The 20,844-nt window shown below is 71.6% G+C and carries 18 protein-coding genes and 1 pseudogene; 7 read left to right on the top strand and 12 right to left on the bottom strand.

Translation table 11 applies throughout. The annotated features are described in order from the left end of the window. Positions 1–335 precede the first annotated feature (335 nt). Complete coding sequence (locus tag ACFY3L_RS06030; RefSeq protein ID WP_389319237.1) at positions 336–1,106, bottom strand: isoprenyl transferase; 771 nt, start codon at positions 1,104–1,106, stop codon at positions 336–338. Positions 1,107–1,224: 118 nt separating this feature from the next. Then, positions 1,225–3,051, bottom strand: coding sequence for a phosphoenolpyruvate carboxykinase (GTP) (locus ACFY3L_RS06025; protein WP_389319236.1), 1,827 nt, complete (start codon positions 3,049–3,051; stop codon positions 1,225–1,227). A gap of 287 nt (positions 3,052–3,338) precedes the next feature. Between ACFY3L_RS06025 and ACFY3L_RS06020 the strand changes: the two genes are divergently transcribed. Further along, positions 3,339–3,824 (top strand): GtrA family protein, encoded by a 486-nt coding sequence (locus tag ACFY3L_RS06020; protein ID WP_389319234.1) that lies wholly within the window; start codon positions 3,339–3,341, stop codon positions 3,822–3,824. A gap of 132 nt (positions 3,825–3,956) precedes the next feature. Next, a complete protein-coding gene (locus ACFY3L_RS06015; RefSeq protein WP_389319233.1) occupies positions 3,957–4,580 on the top strand; it encodes a GtrA family protein in 624 nt (207 codons plus the stop codon). A 6-nt stretch (positions 4,581–4,586) separates the two neighbouring features. Here the strand turns inward: ACFY3L_RS06015 and ACFY3L_RS06010 are convergent, their stop codons facing one another. Together ACFY3L_RS06010 and ACFY3L_RS06005 are read right to left on the bottom strand one after the other, a co-directional pair. After that, positions 4,587–5,135: a PH domain-containing protein gene (locus tag ACFY3L_RS06010; protein ID WP_389319231.1), complete on the bottom strand. Its 549-nt coding sequence runs from the start codon at positions 5,133–5,135 to the stop codon at positions 4,587–4,589. A 66-nt stretch (positions 5,136–5,201) separates the two neighbouring features. Further along, on the bottom strand, positions 5,202–6,035 hold the full coding sequence (locus tag ACFY3L_RS06005; protein WP_389321047.1) for a biotin--[acetyl-CoA-carboxylase] ligase: 834 nt from the start codon (positions 6,033–6,035) through the stop codon (positions 5,202–5,204). Positions 6,036–6,069: 34 nt separating this feature from the next. Between ACFY3L_RS06005 and ACFY3L_RS06000 the strand changes: the two genes are divergently transcribed. Then, a complete protein-coding gene (locus ACFY3L_RS06000) occupies positions 6,070–7,665 on the top strand; it encodes an acyl-CoA carboxylase subunit beta (protein WP_389319229.1) in 1,596 nt (531 codons plus the stop codon). Positions 7,666–7,667: 2 nt separating this feature from the next. Here ACFY3L_RS06000 and ACFY3L_RS05995 read toward each other — a convergent pair whose 3' ends face one another. Beyond that, a complete protein-coding gene (locus ACFY3L_RS05995; RefSeq protein ID WP_389319227.1) occupies positions 7,668–9,554 on the bottom strand; it encodes a protein kinase in 1,887 nt (628 codons plus the stop codon). A gap of 65 nt (positions 9,555–9,619) precedes the next feature. Continuing rightward, positions 9,620–11,779, bottom strand: coding sequence for a hypothetical protein (locus tag ACFY3L_RS05990; protein ID WP_389319225.1), 2,160 nt, complete (start codon positions 11,777–11,779; stop codon positions 9,620–9,622). Positions 11,780–11,918: 139 nt separating this feature from the next. Between ACFY3L_RS05990 and ACFY3L_RS05985 the strand changes: the two genes are divergently transcribed. Next, positions 11,919–12,089 carry an acyl-CoA carboxylase subunit epsilon gene (locus ACFY3L_RS05985; RefSeq protein WP_389319223.1) on the top strand — a complete coding sequence of 57 codons (171 nt, stop codon included), beginning with the start codon at positions 11,919–11,921 and terminating at the stop codon, positions 12,087–12,089. Positions 12,090–12,432: 343 nt separating this feature from the next. On the opposite strand, the pseudogene ACFY3L_RS05980 reads toward ACFY3L_RS05985, so the two are convergent. After that, positions 12,433–12,669: pseudogene (locus ACFY3L_RS05980) on the bottom strand (MscL family protein); the annotation flags it as partial. 27 nt (positions 12,670–12,696) lie between these two features. Here ACFY3L_RS05980 and ACFY3L_RS05975 point away from each other — a divergent pair. Next, positions 12,697–13,323: a Maf family protein gene (locus tag ACFY3L_RS05975; RefSeq protein ID WP_389319221.1), complete on the top strand. Its 627-nt coding sequence runs from the start codon at positions 12,697–12,699 to the stop codon at positions 13,321–13,323. Then, a complete protein-coding gene (locus tag ACFY3L_RS05970; protein ID WP_389319219.1) occupies positions 13,320–13,979 on the top strand; it encodes an O-methyltransferase in 660 nt (219 codons plus the stop codon). Before ACFY3L_RS05975 ends, ACFY3L_RS05970 begins: the two co-directional genes overlap by 4 nt. On the opposite strand, the gene ACFY3L_RS05965 is transcribed toward ACFY3L_RS05970, so the two are convergent. The 4 genes from ACFY3L_RS05965 to ACFY3L_RS05950 all read right to left on the bottom strand — a co-directional run bounded on the left by ACFY3L_RS05965 (position 13,957) and on the right by ACFY3L_RS05950 (position 17,677). Further along, on the bottom strand, positions 13,957–15,159 hold the full coding sequence (locus tag ACFY3L_RS05965) for an MFS transporter (protein WP_389319217.1): 1,203 nt from the start codon (positions 15,157–15,159) through the stop codon (positions 13,957–13,959). The two genes, ACFY3L_RS05970 and ACFY3L_RS05965, sit on opposite strands and share 23 nt — an antisense overlap. Before the next feature lie 79 nt (positions 15,160–15,238). Beyond that, entirely contained in the window at positions 15,239–15,994 is a 756-nt protein-coding gene (locus tag ACFY3L_RS05960; protein WP_389319215.1) for an ABC transporter permease, read from the bottom strand. 6 nt (positions 15,995–16,000) lie between these two features. Then, the gene (locus ACFY3L_RS05955; protein WP_389319213.1) at positions 16,001–16,957 is read right to left on the bottom strand and encodes an ATP-binding cassette domain-containing protein; all 957 of its coding nucleotides are present in this window, start codon (positions 16,955–16,957) and stop codon (positions 16,001–16,003) included. Between the two features lie 84 nt (positions 16,958–17,041). Next, entirely contained in the window at positions 17,042–17,677 is a 636-nt protein-coding gene (locus ACFY3L_RS05950) for a PadR family transcriptional regulator (protein WP_389319211.1), read from the bottom strand. Positions 17,678–17,782: 105 nt separating this feature from the next. Between ACFY3L_RS05950 and ACFY3L_RS05945 the strand changes: the two genes are divergently transcribed. Next, positions 17,783–19,531, top strand: coding sequence for an acetyl/propionyl/methylcrotonyl-CoA carboxylase subunit alpha (locus ACFY3L_RS05945; protein WP_389319209.1), 1,749 nt, complete (start codon positions 17,783–17,785; stop codon positions 19,529–19,531). A gap of 933 nt (positions 19,532–20,464) precedes the next feature. Here ACFY3L_RS05945 and ACFY3L_RS05940 read toward each other — a convergent pair. Continuing rightward, positions 20,465–20,806 carry a heavy metal-binding domain-containing protein gene (locus tag ACFY3L_RS05940; protein WP_389319207.1) on the bottom strand — a complete coding sequence of 114 codons (342 nt, stop codon included), beginning with the start codon at positions 20,804–20,806 and terminating at the stop codon, positions 20,465–20,467. Positions 20,807–20,844: the final 38 nt, after the last annotated feature.

Here is a 20,844-nt window from a genome sequence, read left to right as displayed (position 1 = left end):
GCCGGCCAGCCCAGGCGAATCCGCTCATGATCCCGTGCGATTCCGGCAGCGCCGCCTGCCGAAACCATTCCGGATCACGGCGGACGCCGGCCCCGGCCACCGCGGCGGTCGGGCACCGAGATGCGGCGCGCAAGCGCCGCTTGCTCTGCCTCGCGCCACGGCGCGGGCAGTGCGCCGCGCAGCGGCGCATTGGGGTGCGGGTGAGAATCCCCGCCGGGACCCGCCGCGACAGCGGTGGGGCGGAAGCACAGCGGTCGGGTGAGAATCCCCGCCGGGACCCGCCGCGACAGCGGTGGGGCGGAAGCACAGCGGTGGGGGGATTGCAGCCAGCCGGTTCAGACGCCGTAGCGGCGTTGGCGGTTGGCGTAGGAGCGCAGGGCGCGGAGGAAGTCGACGCGGCGGAAGCTGGGCCAGTGGACGTCGCAGAAGTAGAACTCGGAGTGGGCGCTCTGCCAGAGCAGGAAGCCTGACAGGCGTTGCTCGCCGCTGGTCCTGATCACCAGGTCGGGGTCGGGGAGGCCGCGGGTGTACAGGTGGTCGGAGATGTGGTCGACGTCGAGGATCTCGGCGAGCTCCTCGATCGACGTGCCGGCCTTCGCGTGCTCGTGGAGGAGGGAGCGCACGGCGTCGGCGATCTCGCGGCGGCCGCCGTAGCCGATGGCGAGGCTGACCTGGGCGCCGCCGGTGCGGTTGACGGTGCGCTCCTCGGCCGCCTTGAGGGACTGGGCACTGGCGGTGGGCAGCAGGTCCAGCGCGCCGACCATGCGCAGCTGCCAGGGGTTGGCCTCGTCGGCGAGCTCGGCGGCCAGGTTCTCGATGATCTGCAGCAGCGGGTCGAGCTCGGCGGCGGGGCGGGACAGGTTGTCGGTGGACAACAGCCACAGGGTGACGTGCGAGACCGTCGCGCCGTCGCACCAGCGCAGCAGCTCCTTGATCCGCTCGGCGCCGACGCGATGGCCGTCGTTGGGATCGACGTAGCCCATCTCGCGCGCCCAGCGCCGGTTGCCGTCGACGATCACCCCGACGTGTCGCGGCTGAGGTTTGCCGTGCAGCCGTCGGGCGAGACGCTTCTCGTACAACGAATACACCACGTCACGCAGGCCCACGGACGAGAAGAGTAGCGACCTACCGGGCAAAGCGACACCGTCAGCCGTGCACCGGACAGTGCTGAACGGCGGGTGGATGGGCGGCCGATCTGCTGACTGACCGGCCGCCGACCAGCGACTATGCGGCGTCGAGCCGGGCCTTCAGGGCGTCGAGCTCGGCCCAGAGCACGCCGGGGAGTTTGTCGCCGAAGCGCTCGAACCACTCGACCACCTGGGGGATCTCCTCCCGCCATTCGTCGGCGTCGACCTTCAGAGCCGCAGAGAGGTCCTCGGCCGGGAGGTCCAGGCCGGAGACGTCGAGCGCGCCGGGCGCCGGCACCCGGCCGATGGGGGTCTCGACGGCGTCAGCGGTGCCCTCGATGCGCTCGACGACCCACTTCAGGACGCGGGCGTTCTCGCCGAAGCCGGGCCACAGGAAGCGGCCGTCGTCGCCGCGGCGGAACCAGTTGACGTAGAAGATCCTGGGCAGCTGCGCGGGGCCGGAGGAGGCGCCCTTGCCCATCTCGATCCAGTGGGCGAAGTAGTCGCCGGCGTTGTAGCCGATGAAGGGCAGCATGGCCATCGGGTCGCGGCGGACCACGCCGACCTTGCCGGTGGCCGCGGCGGTGGTCTCGCTGGACAGGGTCGCGCCGAGGTAGACGCCGTGCACCCAGTCGCGGGCCTCGGTGACCAGCGGGATCGTGGTCTTGCGCCGGCCGCCGAAGAGGATCGCGTCGATCGGCACGCCGCGCGGGTCGGCGTACTCGTCGGCGAGGATCGGGCACTGCTCGATCGGCGTGCAGAAGCGCGAGTTCGGGTGCGACGACGGCTCCGGCGAATCGGGCGTCCAGTCGCGGCCCTTCCAGTCGGTGAGGTGCGCGGGCGGCTCGCCCATGCCCTCCCACCAGATGTCGCCGTCGTCGGTCAGCGCGACGTTGGTGAAGACCGAGTTGCCCTTCGCGAGGGTCCGCATCGCGTTGGGGTTGGTCTTCCAGTCGGTGCCGGGAGCGACACCGAACAGGCCGAACTCGGGGTTCACCGCGTACAGGCGGCCGTCCTCGCCGAAGCGCATCCATGCGATGTCGTCACCGAGCGTCTCGACCTTCCAGCCGGGGATGGTCGGCTCCAGCATCGCCAGGTTGGTCTTGCCGCAGGCGCTGGGGAACGCCGCCGCCACGTACTTCACCTGGCCGGACGGGCCGGTGAGCTTGAGGATGAGCATGTGCTCGGCGAGCCAGCCCTCGTCACGGCCCATGACGCTGGCGATGCGCAGCGAGAAGCACTTCTTGCCCAGCAGCGAGTTGCCGCCGTACCCGGACCCGTAGCTCCAGATCTCCCGGCTGTCCGGGAAGTGGGAGATGTACTTGGTGTCGCTGCACGGCCACGCCACGTCCTCCTCCCCCGGTGCGAGGGGCGCGCCGACGGAGTGCAGGCAGGGCACGAAGGGCGCGTCGGCGCCCATCCGGTCGAGCACGTCGGCGCCCATCCGGGTCATGATCCGCATGGAGGCGACGACGTACGGGGAGTCGGTCAGCTCGACGCCGAACATCGGCTGCTCGGCGGTCAGCGGGCCCATGCAGAACGGCACCACGTACATCGTGCGGCCGCGCATCGAGCCGTCGTACAGCTCCGTCATCACCCGCTTCATCTCCGCGGGCGCCATCCAGTTGTTCGTGGGGCCGGCGTCGGCCTCGTCGGCGGAGCAGATGAACGTGCGCTCCTCGACCCGGGCGACGTCCGACGGGTCGGTGCGGGCCCAGAACGAGTTGGGTTTCTGCCGCAGCCGCACCAGGACCTGCTTGTCCACGAGCTCGTCGGTGATGCGGCGCCACTCACCCTCTGAGCCGTCGCACCAGACCACCCGGTCGGGGGTGGTGAGCTCGGCGACTTCGCGGACCCAGGCGATGAGGTTGGAATGGGCGGTGGGTGCCTGGTCGAGACCCGGGACAGTGACTGGTGCTGACATCGAGAAACTCCCTGTGGTCGGCTTTGACCTGTAGGCGCATATGGCAAAGCACGGCGCGCGATGCTGCGAGCGGCCGTGAATGCGTTCTACTGATTTCCCTCAGCCTAAACCGATCAACCGGGCCGGGCAGCGCGAGAGCTTGTGAAACCTTGCACAAGGACCGGAGAATCTCGCGGCCGTTCGCAGAATCGCGCGTGAACTTTTCGTCAACCGCGCATCAATGCGCAAACCGTGCTGTCTGTGGCAGGCGCGCCCACTGGGGCCAGCGGTGCCGTACCCTCTGCGACGTGACGGAACTGCAGTCGGTGGCGTCCGAGCCGCGGCCGGGCGGCCTGCGCGGCCTGTTCGCACGCTTCGAGCACCTCGTCCACGAGCTGGGCAAGTTCGGGACGGTCGGCATCGTGGCGTTCCTGGTGGACGTCGCCATCTTCAACGTGCTGCTCTTCGGCGGCACACCCACCCTCCTGGCGAAGACGATCTCCACGGTGGTGGCGGCGACCGTCGCCTTCATCGGCAACCGCTTCTGGACCTGGCGGGACCGGGAACGCACCAACCTGCGCCGCGAGTACACGCTGTACTTCCTGTTCAACCTGGTCGGCCTGCTGATCGGCCTGCTCTGCCTGTGGGCGAGCCACTACGGGCTCGGCTCGGTGTGGCCCTGGTTCGAGGGCAAGCTCGCCGACAACATCGCGGCCAACGTGGTCGGCATGGCGTTCGGGACGCTGTTCCGCTTCTGGAGCTATCGGCAGATCGTGTTCCGCAAGACGGCATGACGCGCATAAGCTGAGGTCAAACGCGGCGTCAGGTAACAGCCTGGTTGCACACGGGTCAAGATGCGGGTGAGCTGCCCCGCAGACGGCCCGGTAACCAGGGCGATGCTTGGCGACCTACCGTAAGGTTGCACGGTGCGCCTTGCCAGTAACCTCCGCGACCGGTATGTCCCCGAGCGGCACCGCTCGCTCGTGACCGAGCTGTTCAAGTTCCTGGCGGTCGGCGGGATCAACACGGTCATCGACTTCGCGGTGCTCAACCTGCTGCTGTCGATCGGCCCGCTGAAGGCGAAGATCGTCGCGGCCGTCGTCGCCACGACGGCGTCCTACTTCCTCAACCGGCAGTGGACCTACCGTCACAGCGACCGCCAGAGCATGCGGCGGGAGTACACGCTGTTCTTCGCGCTCAACGGCGTCGGCCTGCTGATCCAGAGCGCGGTCCTCGCGGTGGCGAAGTACGGGCTGGGCTTCAGCGAGACCAACAGCGCCGACCGGCTGGCCTTCAACATCGCCAGCGCGCTCGGCATCGGCATCGCGATGGTGTTCCGCTTCTGGGCGTACCGGACGTTTGTCTTTCAGACTCCGGTGGTGTCCACCGACCCGCAGGTCATCGCGGATGCGGAGCTGGAGGCCGAGGTCGAGGCCCTCGAGGTCGCGCTGACCGACGTGGCCGTCGCGCCCGTCCCCCGCCACTCCCAGGAGAACGGCGCCGGCGAGCTCACTCTCGATGAGCTGGAGTCACCCGCCGGCCACCGCTGAGGTGCGCTAGGACGCCGCGTCGTTCTTGATCTCGTCGACGAGGGCCTGGCGGTCGTCGTCGCCGAAGGTGTGCTTCTGCCGGTCCGCGTCGACCAGCTCGTACAGCATGCTCTGGGTCTTCTCCACCTGCGGGATGTCGGTGAGCTGCACCTGGCCCCGCTCACCGGCCGACTCGATGGTCAGCGTGCCGCAGCCGAGCATCCGCTCGAAGAGCGAGTGCGAGAACGACACGTCGTTGACCCGGCCCAGCGGGATGTCCCGGCCGCTGCGCGAGAACACGCCGCTGCGCATGATCACCCGCTCGTTGGTGAAGACGTAGTGCGTGGTCTTCCACTTGATCCAGGGCCACACGGTGACGACGAGCACGATCACCAGACCGACCCCGGCCGCGATCAGCGTGCCGAGCGTGCCCACGCCCGTGAACAGGGAAATGGCCACGACCGCGGCGGCGGTGAGGACGAACCACACCACCGGCAGGAACAGTGCCTTCCAGTGGGGGTGCAGGTGCAGCACCACCTGCTCGTCCTTGGTCAGGACGCTTTCCGGGAACCCCACGCCAACCTCCTCGTTCATGAATGTCGAGGTGGAGGCTAGACCCTTCGCGGCGCGCCCGACATTGGCCTACCCGGTCGTCTCCCCTGCCTGCTCCGAGCGGACGTGCACCACATCGCCCGCGGCGACCGCGTGGACCTCGCCGGAGCGGTCCGTGACCTGCAGCCGGCCGTCGGTGTCGACCCCGGTGGCGACGCCGGTGAGCGTGGATCCGCCGGGAAGATCGACCCGGACCCGGCGACCGATGGTGCCGCAGTGGAAGAGGTACGCCTCGCGGACGCCGGCGTCGTCGCCGGCCTGCCACTGCCGGTACACCTCCTCGAACCCGCGCAACAGGGCGCGCAGCAGCGGGTCGCGGTCGGCGCTGGCGGCACCCGCGAGGGCGAGGGACGTGGCGTCGGGGCGGGGCAGCTCGTGCTCACGCAGCGTGGTGTTGAGCCCGATGCCGACCACCACCGCGCCGTCGCCGACCCCCTCGGCGAGGATGCCGGCGGTCTTGCGGTCGCCCTGCAGCAGCAGGTCGTTGGGCCACTTCAGGTAGGCGTCGAGGCGGGCGACGCGGCGCACCGACTCGGCCAGCGCGACCCCGGCCAGCAGCGGCAGCCAGCCCCAGCGCGACACCGGCACCGACGGGCGCAGCAGGATGCTCAGCGCCAGGCCGGCCCGCGGCGGCGACTCCCACTGCCGGCCCAGGCGGCCCCGGCCCGCGGTCTGCCGCTCGGCGACGATCACCAGACCTTCGGCGGCGCCGGCCCGCGCGGCGTCGCCCGCATCGGCGTTGGTCGAGCCGGTCTCCTCGACCACGCGCAGGTCGGTCCAGAGCCCGCCGGGGACGACCAGCGCCCGCCGGAGCGCGGCGGCCCGCAGCGGGGGGCGCTCGAGATCGCTGTAGCCGGTGGAAATGTTCACAGGTCGACCGTATCCCCGCCCGATTACGATGCCGAACGTGACCATTGAGCAGGCTGGTGTCGGCGCTGACATCCACACGACCGCCGGGAAGCTCGCCGATCTGGGCCGGCGCACCGACGAGGCCGTGCACGCGGGGTCGGCCCGAGCCGTGGAGAAGCAGCACGCCAGGGGCAAGAAGACCGCGCGCGAGCGGATCGAGCTGCTGCTGGACCCCGGGTCGTTCGTCGAGCTCGACGAGTTGGCCAGGCACCGGTCGATCAACTTCGGGATGGAGCGGTCGCGCCCGTACGGCGACGGCGTCGTCACCGGGTACGGCACCGTCGACGGACGGCAGATCTGCGTCTTCGCGCAGGACTTCACGGTCTTCGGCGGCAGCCTCGGTGAGGTCTTCGGCGAGAAGATCGTGAAGGTCATGGACCTGGCGATGAAGATCGGCTGCCCGGTGGTCGGGATCAACGACTCCGGTGGCGCGCGCATCCAGGAGGGCGTCGTCTCGCTCGGTCTCTACGGCGAGATCTTCTTCCGCAACGTCCGGGCGTCGGGCGTCATCCCGCAGATCTCATTGATCATGGGGCCGTGCGCGGGCGGCGCGGTGTACTCCCCCGCCGTCACCGACTTCACCGTGATGGTCGACCAGACCTCGCACATGTTCATCACCGGCCCCGACGTGATCAAGACGGTGACCGGCGAGGACGTCGAGTTCGAGGAGCTGGGCGGGGCCCGGACGCACAACACCAAGTCCGGCAACGCGCACTACCTCGCCACCGACGAGGACGACGCGATCGAGTACGTGAAGGCGCTGCTGTCCTACCTGCCGTCCAACAACATGGACGACGTGCCGGTCGTGCCGCTGCCGGCGGCGCTGGAGGTGACCGAGGACGACCTGGCGCTGGACACCGTCATCCCGGACTCGGCGAACCAGCCGTACGACATGCACACGGTCATCGAGTCGGTCGTCGAGGACTTCCTCGAGGTCCAGCCGCTGTTCGCGCAGAACATCCTGATCGGCTTCGGCCGGGTCGAGGGCCACCCGGTCGGCGTCGTGGCCAACCAGCCGATGCACTTCGCCGGCTGCCTGGACATCGACGCGTCGGAGAAGGCGGCCCGCTTCGTGCGGACCTGCGACGCGTTCAACATCCCGATCCTCACGTTCGTCGACGTGCCGGGTTTCCTGCCGGGCGCCAGCCAGGAGTGGGACGGCATCATCCGGCGCGGCGCGAAGCTGATCTACGCCTACGCCGAGGCCACCGTCCCGAAGGTCACGGTCATCACCCGCAAGGCGTACGGCGGCGCATACGACGTCATGGGCTCCAAGCACCTCGGCGCCGACCTGAACTTCGCCTGGCCGACCGCGCAGATCGCGGTCATGGGCGCCCAGGGCGCGGTCAACATCCTGTACCGCCAGGAGCTGCGCGACGCGAAGGACCCGGCCGGCCTGCGCGCCGAGCTGATCCAGGAGTACGAGGACACCCTCGCCAACCCGTACGTGGCGGCGGAGCGCGGCTACGTCGACGGGGTCATCGCGCCGTCGGCGACGCGGGTGGAGGTCGTGCGGGCGCTGCGGCTGCTGCGCACCAAGCGGGAGACGCTGCCGCCGAAGAAGCACGGCAACATCCCGCTGTAAGGCTAAGCCGTCACCCGGAACGACACCTTGATGATGTTGAACTTGTTGACGGCGGCCGGGTCGTCCCACAGCGCGTCCGGGGTCTGCCAGTAGATGGCGTGGCCCCGGCCCGGGTTGACCCGGCAGCCCATGTTGGAGATGTGCAGGCGGCCGCTGGGGGCCGTGTACCGCCACTGCCAGTCCGCGCAGGCCCAGCCGTCCCGGAAGGTGACCGTGCTGATCCCGACCTGCTCGTAACCCGGGTAGAGCCCGTCCTTGAGCCGCGCCGCCTCCTGTTCCCGCCAGTCGGCGGCCGGGTCGCCCTTCGGCGGGTTGAAGGAGGTGTCGATCGCCACCTCCCAGCGGCCGTCGAGCGGGTCGACGAAGGAGATCATCGACGGGTAGGTGGGCTTCTTCACGGTGCGCACCCAGCCGTCCGGCACCGCGACCGCCCAGCCGTACTTGTCGTCCTTATCCCAGTGGAAGCCGGCCGGCAGGTCCATCACGGTGCCGCCGAAGGTGCCGCGGACGTCCGGCGTCGCGCTCACGGTGGGGCCGCCCGACCCTGAGGCCGTGGCGCTGGACGGGGCGGGCCCCGCACCCAGACCGGTGGCCTGCGCGCCGGTCGGCAGCGTCTGCGGCGGGTCGTCGCCGGAGTCTGCGATCAGGATGACGGCCCCGACGAGCAGGGCCACCGCGACGAGGACCGCGACGACCCAGCGGCCGCGGTGCCGGCCGGGCGGCACCGTCTCGACGTCGTCGCTGACCGGCACCACCTCGGGGGCGGGGACCGCGCCGCGGGCGTAGAGGCCGGCGCCGACGGGCACGCTGCCGCGGGCCTTGCCGGGGAAGTCGATCCGGGTCGCGGCGGCCTGCGCGACCTGCGCCGGGCTGTCCTGCCCCAGACCCGCGGGCGGCGAGCTGACCGGTGCCTCCGGCCGCGACGACCCTCCGCCGAGCGGGTGCGACGAGCCCTTCGACGAGCCCTTCGACGAGCTGCCGGAGGAGCTCCACAGGCCCGGCGGCTGGCCCTCCCGCGAGCGGCGCGGACGGGGCAGCGCGGGCAGCGTCCAGGACCAGGCGCGGCCCTCCCCCGACGCGGCCCGCTGCAGCAGCCGCTCGGTCTCGGCGACCCCGGCGCGCGCCTTCGGGTCCTTGCGCAGCAGCGCGGTGAGGACCGGCTTCAGCACGCCCGCGCGGGTCGGCGGGTCGGGGTCCTCGGTGGCGAGGGCCGTCAGCGTCGCGTACGTCGTGGAGCGCGCATACGGCGAGCGGCCCTCGACGGCGGCGTAGAGCGTGGCGCCGAGCGACCACAGGTCGGACTCCGGTCCGGAGGTGCCCTCCCTGGCGCGCTCCGGGGAGATGTACTGCGGTGACCCGAGGATCAGGCCGGGGCGCGTGACGGCGCCGTCGCCGCCCTCGAAGACCGCGAGGCCGAAGTCGGTGAGCACCACCCGGCCCGTGTCGGCGAGCAGCACGTTGCCGGGCTTCACGTCACGGTGCAGCACCCCGGCGGCGTGCGCGGCCTTCAGCGCGTTGAGCACGGCGAGACCGATCTGCGCGACCCGCTCCGGCGGCAGCGGCCCGTCGTCGGTGATCACCTGGTGGAGTGACCGCGACGGCACGTACTCCATCACGATCCACGGTGCCTGCTCGGTCTGCACGACGTCGTAGATCCGCACGACGTTCGCGTCGTTGAGGCGGGCCGCGGCGCGGGCCTCCCGGAGGGTGCGCAGCCGCAGCTCCTCGCGCTCGTCGGCGGTCAGCCCCTCGGGCGGGATGACCTCCTTGATCGCGACGTCGCGGCGCAGCATCTCGTCGCGGGCGAGCCAAACCCGGCCCATGCCACCGGCGCCGAGCGACTCGATCAATCGATAGCGCTCGGCTACCAGGGACGTGGACTGCGTCATCACCACAGACGCTACCGAACGACCGCACGTTCCAGACAGCCCGGACCTGGGCGAGATCATCCGGCTCAGTCGGTGCGGGACCGCAGCACCATGATCAATAGGATGACGAGGCCGATACCGACCAGACCGGCGCCGATCAGGGCCACCGGCAGCACCCGGAACGTGTCGAGGACCCTCTGCTGGGTCGGCGCCGCGTCGTCGGCCGTGAAGGTCACCGTGACCGTCACCGTGTACAGGTCGACGTCGGCGCCGCCCTCCTCGCCGATGGCGACGGTGCCGGGGATCGGCAGCGGCGCGTTGCCCGGCGCGGGGTCGATCGTCGCGCCGACGGACACCGCGGCGCCGCCCGCGGCGGGTGCCGACGGGCGCTGCACCGTGCACTTCGCCGGGTCGAGGAAGCCCAGCGGCGTGGGCAGTGACGCCTCGCTGTTGTCGTCCTCGGGCAGCACGACCCGGCCGGTCGAGCCGTCGGTGCAGTCCAGATCCAGCACGATCGGGCCGGAGCGCCCGCTGGTGCTGCCCGCGAAGCGGACCGTGACCTGCAGCTGGTGCGCCTCGGTGAACAGGAAGGACGCGGTGCACTTCGCGGCGGGCGCGGCGGCGGAGAGCGGCACGACGTCGGCGCCGACATTGGGCACATCCTGCGACTCGCCGGGGTCGCAGGCGAACGAGCTCAGCCGCCAGCTGCCGTCGACCGTCGCCAGGGGCGGCAGCGGGGTCACCACGTAGTCGCCGAGCGGCAGCGCCGCCGGGACGCCCTGGGCGATCGCGGCCTCGCCGAACGCGGTCGTGGTCGCCACCCCGGACCAGCCGGGCGAACCCTCGCCGCGCGGCGCGATCACGAACGACGCCGCGCCGGTCCCGCCGACCGTCACCGACCGCAGCTGGATGCCGCCGCCCTTGCGGGTCACCCGCAGCGTGCAGTCGGTCGGGGCGCCGGCGGCGACCATGACGGTGACGGACATGCCCTCCGGCTTGAGCTCGGTCGCCCCGCAGCCGACCCCGGTCAGCGACCACGCGTCGGTCTCGCCGGCCGGGGCGGTGAGCGTCACCGGGTACGCGCCCGGCAGCAGCGTGGTCAGGTCGGCGCCGGTCGCGACCGTGGCGGAGCCGTCACCGGACGGCGCGGCCTGCAGCAGGCGCGGCGGGTCGGTGCCGCCGCCCGAGGCGACGGACAGGTTGAACGCGCCGCCGGCCGCGTCGCCGAACAGCCGCAGCGTCAGCCCCGGCGGCGCGACCGGCGGGGTGTAGGTGAACGTGCAGGTGACGACCTCACCGGGGGCGAGCGTGACGGTGACGGTGCCCGTCGGCAGGTCGGTGGCGGTGAGGCTGCGCCCGGCGCCGCTCTTGCCGCAGCTCAGGTCGGTGAGCGTCCAGCCCGCCGGGGTCCGCGACACGACCGTGCCGGGCGCGCCGCCGGAGCTGCGCACCAGCGTCGCGTCGGTCTTCGCGTCGGCATAGATCCGCTTGTCGGCGGCGTAGCTGGCGGAGGCGTCGAACGCGAACCGCTGCTGGTAGCCGGCCGGCGCCGTCGTGCGGGCCTTCACCACGAGCGTGGCCGGGGCCTGCGCGGACTTCACGTAGTACGCGAAGCAGAACACGTGCCGCGCCCCGGCCGGGAAGCCGAGCCACTGGACGTTGCCGCCGGCGTGGCCGTCGGCGCCGCAGCGCAGGACGCCGAACCCGTATCCGGGCAGCGCCGCGGCGAGCAGCGGGTCGCCCGGCGTGCCGCCCTGCACCCACAGCTGCCGGTGCGAGGAGGCGCTCGCCTGCTCCGGGGTCAGCCGCATGGTGACCGCGCCGTCGATGAGCTTGCCGGTCTTGTGGCCGGCCGCGTCCAGCAGCGGCACCTGGGCAACGGTCGCGCCGGAGTCGACCGCCGGCATGGTCACCGTCGACAGCGCGCCCTTCTTCTCCTGCCCTGGCCCCAGCGAGAAGTGCCAGCCGGGCAGAGCGGTGCAGCCGGCGCCGTTGGCCGCCTCGACGGCGGGGTCGGCCGCCTGGCCGTCCTTGTAGGCGCTGGCGCGGCCGGGGGCGGACGCCGCCTCCATGCGGTCGTCGCGGACCCGGTTGGCCATGACGTCGTCGTACGAGTCGCAGGAGCGCGCCGCGAACGTGATCTGGTACCGCAGCGACGCGGACACCGACGCCGGCTGCTCGCCCTCACGCGCCTGCGCGGGCACCCCGGGCAGGAACGCCGCGAGGAGCGCGCCGACGATGAGCATCGATGCGACCCGAAATGGGACGTTTGTCAATGCGCCCCCCAAACTCGCCATCGACTCCCGTTCCGCTTGAGTATGCGCCGCCGATGTGTGCGTATGCTCGCAGGACGGGCAACGTTTCGCGCACTTTCCGGGAGGTCTCGTGACCGAGGAACCGCTGTTCAAGGTCGTCCGCGGCACGCCGACCGCCGAGGAGGTCGCAGCGATCGTCGGGGTGCTCTTCAGCCGTCCCGCGGCTGCGGCGGTGGCTGCTGCGCCGGTGTCGCGCTGGCGTCAGAGCGCGCGGCCGGCGGCTCGTCCCCGCTGGCGCTAGCCCCGCCACCCGCCGGGGGCTCGCTGACCGGCGGCTCGCCGGGCTCGTCCGCCGGTGGATCGCCCGCCGGTCGGGGGCCGGCCGGAGGGCGGCGGCGCGGGATCACCAGCGGCGGCAGCGTCGGCCAGCGGCGGGCTTCGCGCTCGTCCAGCAGGAACTCGGCCTGGGCGAGCGTCGGCAGGTCCTCGACCAGCTGCTGGCCGCACGAGCGGCAGATCAGCGCCGCGCCCGGCACCCGGTCGTAGCAGAACGGGCACTGCCGCTGGTCCAGCGACCTGCCCCGCTCCACGCCGATCCAGGTCATGAACTTGATGATCACGAACAGGGCGACCGCCAGCAGCAGGAACTGCAGCAGGTCGTTGAGGAACAGGCCGTACTTGATCGGCGTGCGGTGCAGCGTGATCTGCAGCTGCTGAAAGTCGGGCTCCCCGACCACGGCGGCGACCACCTGCAGGAACAGGTTGGTCACGAACGACTGGACGAGCGTGGCGAAGGCCGATCCGATGATGAAGCCGAGCGCCAGGTCCAGGACCGAGCCGCCGACCGCGATCGCCTTGAACTCCGCCCAGAGCTTCCGCATGGCCGCGATGGTACTAACGTCCGTCCCGTGAAGACGTTCATCCTCGCCTCTGCCAGCCCCGCCCGCCGGCGGCTGCTGCAGGCCGCCGGAATCGAGCCGCGGATCATCGTGAGCGGCGTCGACGAGTCCGTGATCCAGGCGTCCAGCGGCCCTGGCTCCGGCCATCAGCTCGCCGGCACGCTCGCCGAGCTGAAGGCCCGCACGGTCGCCGAGTCCGCCGACGTGGCGGGGACCGACGCCCTGGTGATGGGCTGCGACTCGGTGCTCGAGCTCGACGGCGACGTGCTCGGCAAGCCGGTCGACGCCGGCGACGCGGTCGCCCGCTGGAAGGCGATGCGCGGTCGCTCCGGGGTGCTGTACACCGGCCACTGCCTGATCGACGCGGAGTCCGGCAGCAACACGTCGAAGACCGTCGGCACCGTCGTGCACTTCGCGGAGCCCGACGAGGAGGAGATCGCCGCGTACGTGGCGACGGGCGAGCCGCTGCACGTGGCCGGCGCGTTCACCATCGACGGGCTCGGCGGCGTGTTCGTCGAGCGCATCGAGGGCGACCACGGCAACGTCGTGGGCCTGTCGCTGCCGACGCTGCGGACGCTGATGTCGATCCTCGGGGTCCGCATCACCGACTTCTGGCGGGGCAGGATCGAGCCATGACGAGACAGACACTCTCCCTCACCGACGCGCTGCACGCGTACGTCGTCGCCAACGGCAGCGAACCCGACGACCTCGTCCGCGACCTGATCGAGGAGACCGCGGCGGCGCTGCCGCGCGACGCGGGCATGCAGGTCGCGCCCGAGCAGGCGGCGCTGCTGACGATGCTGACCAGGATCAGCGGCGCCCGGCAGGCCCTGGAGATCGGCACGTTCACCGGGCTGTCGTCGATCGCGATCGCCCGCGGCCTCGCCGACGGCGGCCGGCTGACCTGCCTGGACGTGTCGGAGGAGTTCACGTCGATCGCCCGGCGGTACTGGCGGCGCGGCGGCCTCGACGACCGCATCGAGCTGCGGATCGGGCCGGCCGCGGAGACCCTCGGCACGCTGCCGGACGAGCCGCACCTCGACCTGACCTTCATCGACGCGGACAAGACCGGCTACCTCGGCTACTGGGAGGCGGTCGTGCCCCGGACGCGGCCCGGCGGCCTGATCCTGGTGGACAACGTGCTGCGCCACGGGCACGTGCTCGACCCCGACCCGGACGACCACGGCACCATCGCGATCGTCGAGTTCAACCGGCGGGTCCTCGCCGACGACCGGGTCGAGTCGGTGCTCGTGCCGATCGCCGACGGGCTCACGCTGGCTCGGCGGCGCTGACCTGCGCCGCGGGCAGCGTGGTGGGCAGGGTGGCGCGCCCCGTGAGCTTCTCCAGGCGCGTCACCACCGCGGCGCTCAGCAACAGGAACGCCGGCACGAGGAGGAACGCGGTGTGCGGCCCGACCCGGTCGGCGAGCGAGCCCAGCGCGAACGGCGCCACCGCGAAGGAGATCCCGACCGCGAACGAGGCCCGGGCCGCGGCCAGGTCCGGCTGCCCGTCGGAGTGGGCGAGGGCGAGGCCGATCCCGAGCGGGTAGTGCAGGCCGACGCCGAGCCCGCAGCCGAACAGGCCCGCCATCGCCAGCCAGGGCACCGTCGCCGACCAGAACAGCGCGAACCCGGCGGCGGACACGGCGAGCGCCGCCAGAAGCATCCGGGTCGGGCGGTACCGCAGCAGCAGCCGCCCACCGACGATCCTTCCGGTCACCATCCCGGCGACCATGGTCGACACGCCCGCCGTCGCCACCCCGGCGGACACGTGGGCGTGGTCGCGCAGCACGTCGCTGCCCCACAGCGTCAGGCAGACCTCCACCGAACCGGTCGCGAACAGGCTGGTCGCGGCCAGCCAGTAGGTGGTGGGAAGCTTGCGGACGCGCCGCCCGTCGGCGGCGCTGTGCTGGAGCGGCTCGGGTGCCCGTACACCCGCGAACACCGCCAGCAGGACGGTGGGGACCACCACGAGCACCAGCCCGGCCCGCCACCCGAGACCGGTGCCGTAGGCGAACCCGACGATCAGCGGCGCGACCAGGCCGACGGCGGCCGCGGCGGCGTTGGCCTCGCTGATCGCGGCCGGCCCGGCGGTCCCGTGGTGCTCCGTGAGCGCCGCGACGACGCCGTTGACCAGCAACGACCCGCCGAAGCTCGCCAGGGTGGCGAACGTCAGCGTCAGCGCCAGATGGTGCGCGGCGAACATGCCCACGGCGGCGCCGGAGACCAGCGTCAGGCCGCCCCAGATGAGGCGGTTCCGCCCGTACCGGCGGGTCAGCGCCGGAATGACGGCGCCGCCGACGATGCCGCCGACGGCGAACCCGGTCCCGTGCAGGCTCGCGAGGGTCCGGCTGATGTGCAGCTCGTCGCGCAGCAACGGGGCGACCGGCCCGAACCCGTAGAGGAAGTAGCACCACAGGGACAGCTGGACGTAGATCACCCAGGTGAGGCGGTCACGGACGAGTTCGGGCACCGCCTGACGGTGTCACGGCCCCTCCCGCTGGCGGAAGAGGCCGTGCCGGTGATTGCCGTTACCGGTAAAGTTCTCTCACCTAACGGACACCCCTGGCGAAGGCGCGCGAGGCCCAGACCACGGTGATCAGGGTCAGGCCGCCGATGACGGCGCCCGCCTGCCAGACCGAGTCGGCGCCGGGGTCGCCGGCGAAGAGGGCCCGGACACCGTCGGTGGCCCACGAGAACGGGTTCCAGTCGGCGACGCGCTTGAGCCACGCCGGGGCGAACGTGAGCGGCAGCAGGATGCCGGCGGTCAGCAGCAGCGGCTGCGAGATCGTGTTCAGCAGCGGCGCGAGGGCGTCCTCGCTGCGCAGCTTCAGCGAGATCGCGTAGGAGAACGCCGACAGCATCAGCGAGATGACCGCCATCAGCACGAACGCGGCGAGCACGTCGAGGATGCCGACGCTCAGGCCGAACCCGACCGCGATGATGACGATGAGCGCCGCCTGGAACAGCAGCGACACGACGTCGCGCAGCGAGCGGCCGACCAGCAGCGCCAGGCGGCTGACGGGGGTGACCCGGCTGCGCTCGATGACGCCGGCGCGCAGCTCGGCGATCAGCCCGAAGCCGGTGAACAGCGAGCCGAACATGGCCAGCAGCACCAGCAGGCCCGGCACGAACAGCTCATACGCCTCGGCGTTGGTCTCCACGCCGAGGGCCGGCTTCAGCAGCGGCGCGAAGAGCAGGAGGTAGAAGAGCGGCTGGACGACCCCGACGATCAGCCACACCGGCTGGCGGAGCATGAGCTGCATCTGGCGGGCGAAGACGAGCCAGGTGTCCCGGAGGAATTTCATCGCTACTCAGCTTTCCCGAAGTGAACGGCCGGTCTTGGTGAGGAAGACGTCGTCGAGGCTGGGGCGGTGCAGCTCCATCTGCTTGAGCTCGACCCCCGCGTGGTCCAGGACGCGCAGGATGTGCGGGATCGCGACGGAGCCTTCGTCGACGTACAGCCGGAGCTCGCCCCCAGCCTGCTCTTCGATCTTGCGGACGTAGTCCTGACCCTTGAGCAGGTCGGTCGCGCCTTTCGCCGCACCGTTCACGCCCACCGTCACGACGTCGCCGGCGACTTCGCGCTTGAGGGCGTCGACCGTGCCCTCGGTGACGATCTCGCCGTGGTCCATGATCGCGATCCGGTCGCACAGCGCGTCGGCCTCGTCGAGGTAGTGGGTGGTGATGAAGACCGTCATGCCCTCGGCGCGCAGGCGGCGCACCTCGTCCCACATGTGGGCGCGGCTCTGCGGGTCGAGGCCGGTGGTCGGCTCGTCGAGGAACACGACCTTCGGCCCGTGGATGATGCCGAGCGCGATGTCGACCCGCCGGCGCTGGCCGCCGGAGTAGGTCTTGGTCTTGCGGTCGGCGTACTCGGTGAGCTGGAACGCCGCCAGGGCCTTGTCGGCCCGCTGGAGCGCCTCCGCCTTGCGGATGCCGTAGAAGCGGGCCTGCAGGACCAGCTCCTCGCGGGCGGTGCTCTCGTCCCAGGTGCTGCCGCCCTGGGCGACGTAGCCGATCCGGCGGCGCACCTCGCCCGGGTCCTTGAGCAGGTCGGCGCCGGCGATGACCGCCTCGCCGCCGTCGGGCGTGATGAGCGTGGCCAGCATCCGCAACGTCGTGGTCTTCCCCGCGCCGTTGGGGCCGAGGAAGCCGTAGATCTCCCCCTCCTTGACGGAGAGGTCGACCCCCCGGACCGCCTCGACGACCTTGGTCTCCCGGCCGGCTCGTGAGCGGTACGACTTCCGCAGACCCTTCGTCTCGATCATGACGGTCTCCCCTGTCGTCTGTGTGCTACGCGGGTCAACCTAACGCGATATAATTCGACAGTCAAGCGCGTTATATATCGCGTTTTAAACCTCGTCCTCGTCGTCGTCCCGCGGGTCGCCGAACTGCTCGCGGATCGCGGCGCGCCAGGCCGCGGGGTCCTGCGCACCCTCGTTGAAGTGCGCACCCTCGCCGGCCTCGACCCGCGCGGCCACGTCCTGGCACCAGCGGGCCTCCGCCTCGGCGCGCACCGCCGTGAGCTCCAGCTGCCAGCCCACGTGCGGCGGCTTGTCGGCGACCCACTCCTCGATGCTGTCGCGATAGGTTGCAACCCAGTCGTTGAGGAGCCGCGCCCTGGCCCGCAGCGCGCCGACCGCCTCGGGGCGGGGCAGCGACGGCAGGAAGGCGAAGGCGGCCTGGAAGGGGTCGACCGGCTCCGTGTACTCCCACCAGTACCGGCGCAGCATGGCCTGGTACTCGACCTCGCCGGCCTTGGTCAGCTGGTATCTCGTGCGGGCCGGGCGCCCGTCCACCTGCTCGGTGTCGACCGCCTCGAGCAGGCCCTCGTCGGTCAGCTTGCGCAACGCGTGATAGATCGACCCCGGCTGGACGTTGGCCCAGCTCTCCACGTTCCAGCTGGTCAGCTCCTTGCGGATGTCGTAACCGTGGACGGGCTGCAGGTAGGAGATCAACCCCATGATCATCAGACGCGTAGTAGACACGACATAAGCTTAATAGGGTTGATTTGACTATGACATTGTTGGCAAGGGACTTGTCGTACAAGTCGCTTAGACTGCGGCTGAGGGTTACCCAAGGGAGCGTTCAGCGTGCGCAAGGTTCTCATTGCCAACCGGGGCGAGATCGCCGTCCGCGTCATCCGGGCCTGCCGCGACGCAGGTCTGGCCAGTGTCGCGATCTACGCCGACTCCGACCGCGACGCGCTGCACACCCGCCTGGCCGACGAGGCCTATGCCCTCGGCGGCGACACCCCCGGCGCGTCCTACCTGCGCATCGAGAAGGTCGTCGAGGTCGCCCTCACCGCGGGCGCCGACGCCGTCCACCCCGGCTACGGGTTCCTGTCCGAGAACGCGGACTTCGCCCAGGCCGTCATCGACGCCGGGCTGACCTGGATCGGCCCGACCCCGCAGGCGATCCGCGACCTCGGCGACAAGGTCACCGCCCGGCACATCGCCCAGCGCGCCGGCGCGCCCCTCGTCCCCGGCACCGCCGAGCCCGCCCGCGACGCCGACGAGATCGTCGCGTTCGCCCGCGAGCACGGCCTGCCCGTCGCCATCAAGGCCGCCTTCGGCGGCGGCGGCCGCGGCCTGAAGGTCGCCCGCACGCTGGAGGAGATCCCGGCGCTCTTCGAGTCCGCGACCCGCGAGGCGGTCGCCGCGTTCGGGCGGGGCGAGTGCTTCGTCGAGCGCTACCTGGACCAGCCCCGCCACGTCGAGGCGCAGGTCCTCGCCGACCAGCACGGCAACGTGATCGTCGTCGGCACGCGCGACTGCTCCCTGCAGCGCCGCCACCAGAAGCTCGTCGAGGAGGCGCCCGCGCCGTTTCTCACCGACGCCCAGCGCGCCCAGATCCACGAGTCGGCGAAGGCGATCTGCCGCGAGGCGGGCTACCACGGCGCCGGCACCGTCGAGTATCTCGTCGGCAACGACGGCACCATCTCCTTCCTCGAGGTCAACACCCGCCTCCAGGTCGAGCACCCGGTCAGCGAGGAGACCGCCGGCATCGACCTGGTCCGCGAGCAGTTCCGGGTCGCCGACGGCGAGAAGCTCCGCTTCGACAGCGACCCCGCCCCGCGCGGCCACTCCATCGAGTTCCGCATCAACGGCGAGGACCCGGGCCGCGGCTTCCTGCCCGCCCCCGGCACCGTCACCACCCTGCGCCTGCCCACCGGCCCCGGCGTCCGCGTCGACACCGGCATCGAGTCCGGCAGCGTCATCGGCGGCAACTTCGACTCCCTCCTCGCCAAGGTCATCGTCACCGGCGAGACCCGCGAGCAGGCCCTGGAGCGTGCCCGCCGCGCCCTGGACGAGATGGTCGTCGAAGGCATGGCCACCGCCCTGCCCTTCCACCGCGCCGTCCTGCGCGACGAGGCCTTCACCGAGGCACCCTTCCGGGTGCACACCCGCTGGATCGAGACCGAGTGGGTCAACACGGTGCCGCCGTTCACCGCTCCGTCCGGCGACCTGCCCGCCGCCGAGGAGCGCTCGACGGTGGTCGTCGAGGTCGGCGGGAAGCGGCTGGAGGTGTCACTGCCCGCGGGCTTCGGCGCCGGCGCCGGCCCTGCCGCCGCCCCGCCGGCCCCGCGCCGCCGCTCGGGCGCCAAGAAGCAGACGGGCGCGGCGGGCGGCGACGCCCTCACCAGCCCCATGCAGGGCACGATCGTGAAGATCGCCGTGGCCGAGGGCGACACGGTCGCCGAGGGCGACCTGATCGTCGTCCTGGAGGCGATGAAGATGGAGCAGCCCCTCAACGCCCACAAGGCGGGCGTCGTGACCGACCTCTCCGCCACCGTCGGCGAGGTCGTCTCCGCCGGCGCCGTCATCGCCACCCTGAAGTAACGCCCCACCACCACGCCGGCCCCGTTCCGGTCCGCACCGTGCCGCTGCCCGCGTTTCCGCGGGTGGCGGCCCGCGTTCTGACATGCCACCTCCGGTCCCGGGCAGCTCGCGACCTCGCAGGTGACGCCACCACCTCGGGCCCCGAGAGGCCGCGTCCTCGCGGGTCACGCCACCACCTCCGGGTTGCGTCCGCGACTCCGGCCGCCGGTCAAGGGCCTGCCAGACGCGGCCGCCACTGTCATCGCTGAACACGACCCCCGCCGGCCGCCAGACTTCTCAGACGACCGCCACCGGACACCCGGCCCGTTGAACACGGCTGCCGCCGCTGGCCGCCGGGCCTCTCACCACCCCAATCAGACGCCCCGACCCGCCGAGCACGGCTCCTGCTGAACACAGCACCACAGGCACCATGACCGACCTCCCCAGTCGGAAGATCAAAGGACGGATCTGGCCGCCCCCACGACCGGAACCGTCCTTCGATCACCACGCTGGCGAACGCACCGCCAGCCGGGAGCCGTCTACCGCCAACGGGACACCGCGCATCCGCACGCGGGCAGCGGCCGACCCGCACCGCCGACCCCGGCCACCACAAGCACCATGACCGAACCCCCCAAGACAGAAGATCAAAGGACAGAACTGGCCGCCCCCACAACCGGAACCGTCCTTCGATCACCACGGCAATGGACACCAGCGGTATGGAGCGGTCGTCGGGACGGGCGCCGGGTCGCTGGACGCAGGCGGAGGCCGGCGGCAGGATGCGGCGCGAGCCGCTGGCCCTGCCACGCGCCTCAGCGCGGGCAGTGCGCCGCGGAGCGGCGCATTGGGGTGCGGGTGAGAATCCCCGCCCGGACCCGCCGCGACAGCGGTGGGGCGGAAACACAGCGGTCGGGTGAGAAATCGCCGCCGGGAGCCGCCGCGGCAGCGGTGGGGATGTTACTGCGCGGCGTGGGCGCCTGTGCTGGCGTGCAGTGGGACGGCGACGACGGCTGTGCCGTAGGCGCACAGTTCGGCCCAGGTGTTGGTGAAGTCGCGGTGGTCGAAGCGCATGCCGACGACCGCGTTGGCGCCGCGCTGCTCGGCGACGTGGACCATCTGGCCGACGGCGCGCGCCCGTGTCTGCACGAGGAACTGGGACATGTCGAGGCCCGGGCCGCCCTCGGTGGAGCGCAGCCCGGCGGCGAACGGGTTCCGCGACGTCGCGCACACCCCGAGCACCTCGCCGAGCACGGTCGTGATCTCGTACCCCGGCAGACCCTCAGTCGTTACAACCAGCACATATGAATCGTATGCATATATGTACGGTTTAGGGCTGA

It is taken from the genome of Dactylosporangium sp. NPDC000521 (assembly GCF_042898305.1).
Lineage (GTDB): Bacteria > Actinomycetota > Actinomycetes > Mycobacteriales > Micromonosporaceae > Dactylosporangium.
Note: the sequence above shows the minus strand (reverse complement) of the source record. Positions and strands in the feature narration are given on the sequence as shown.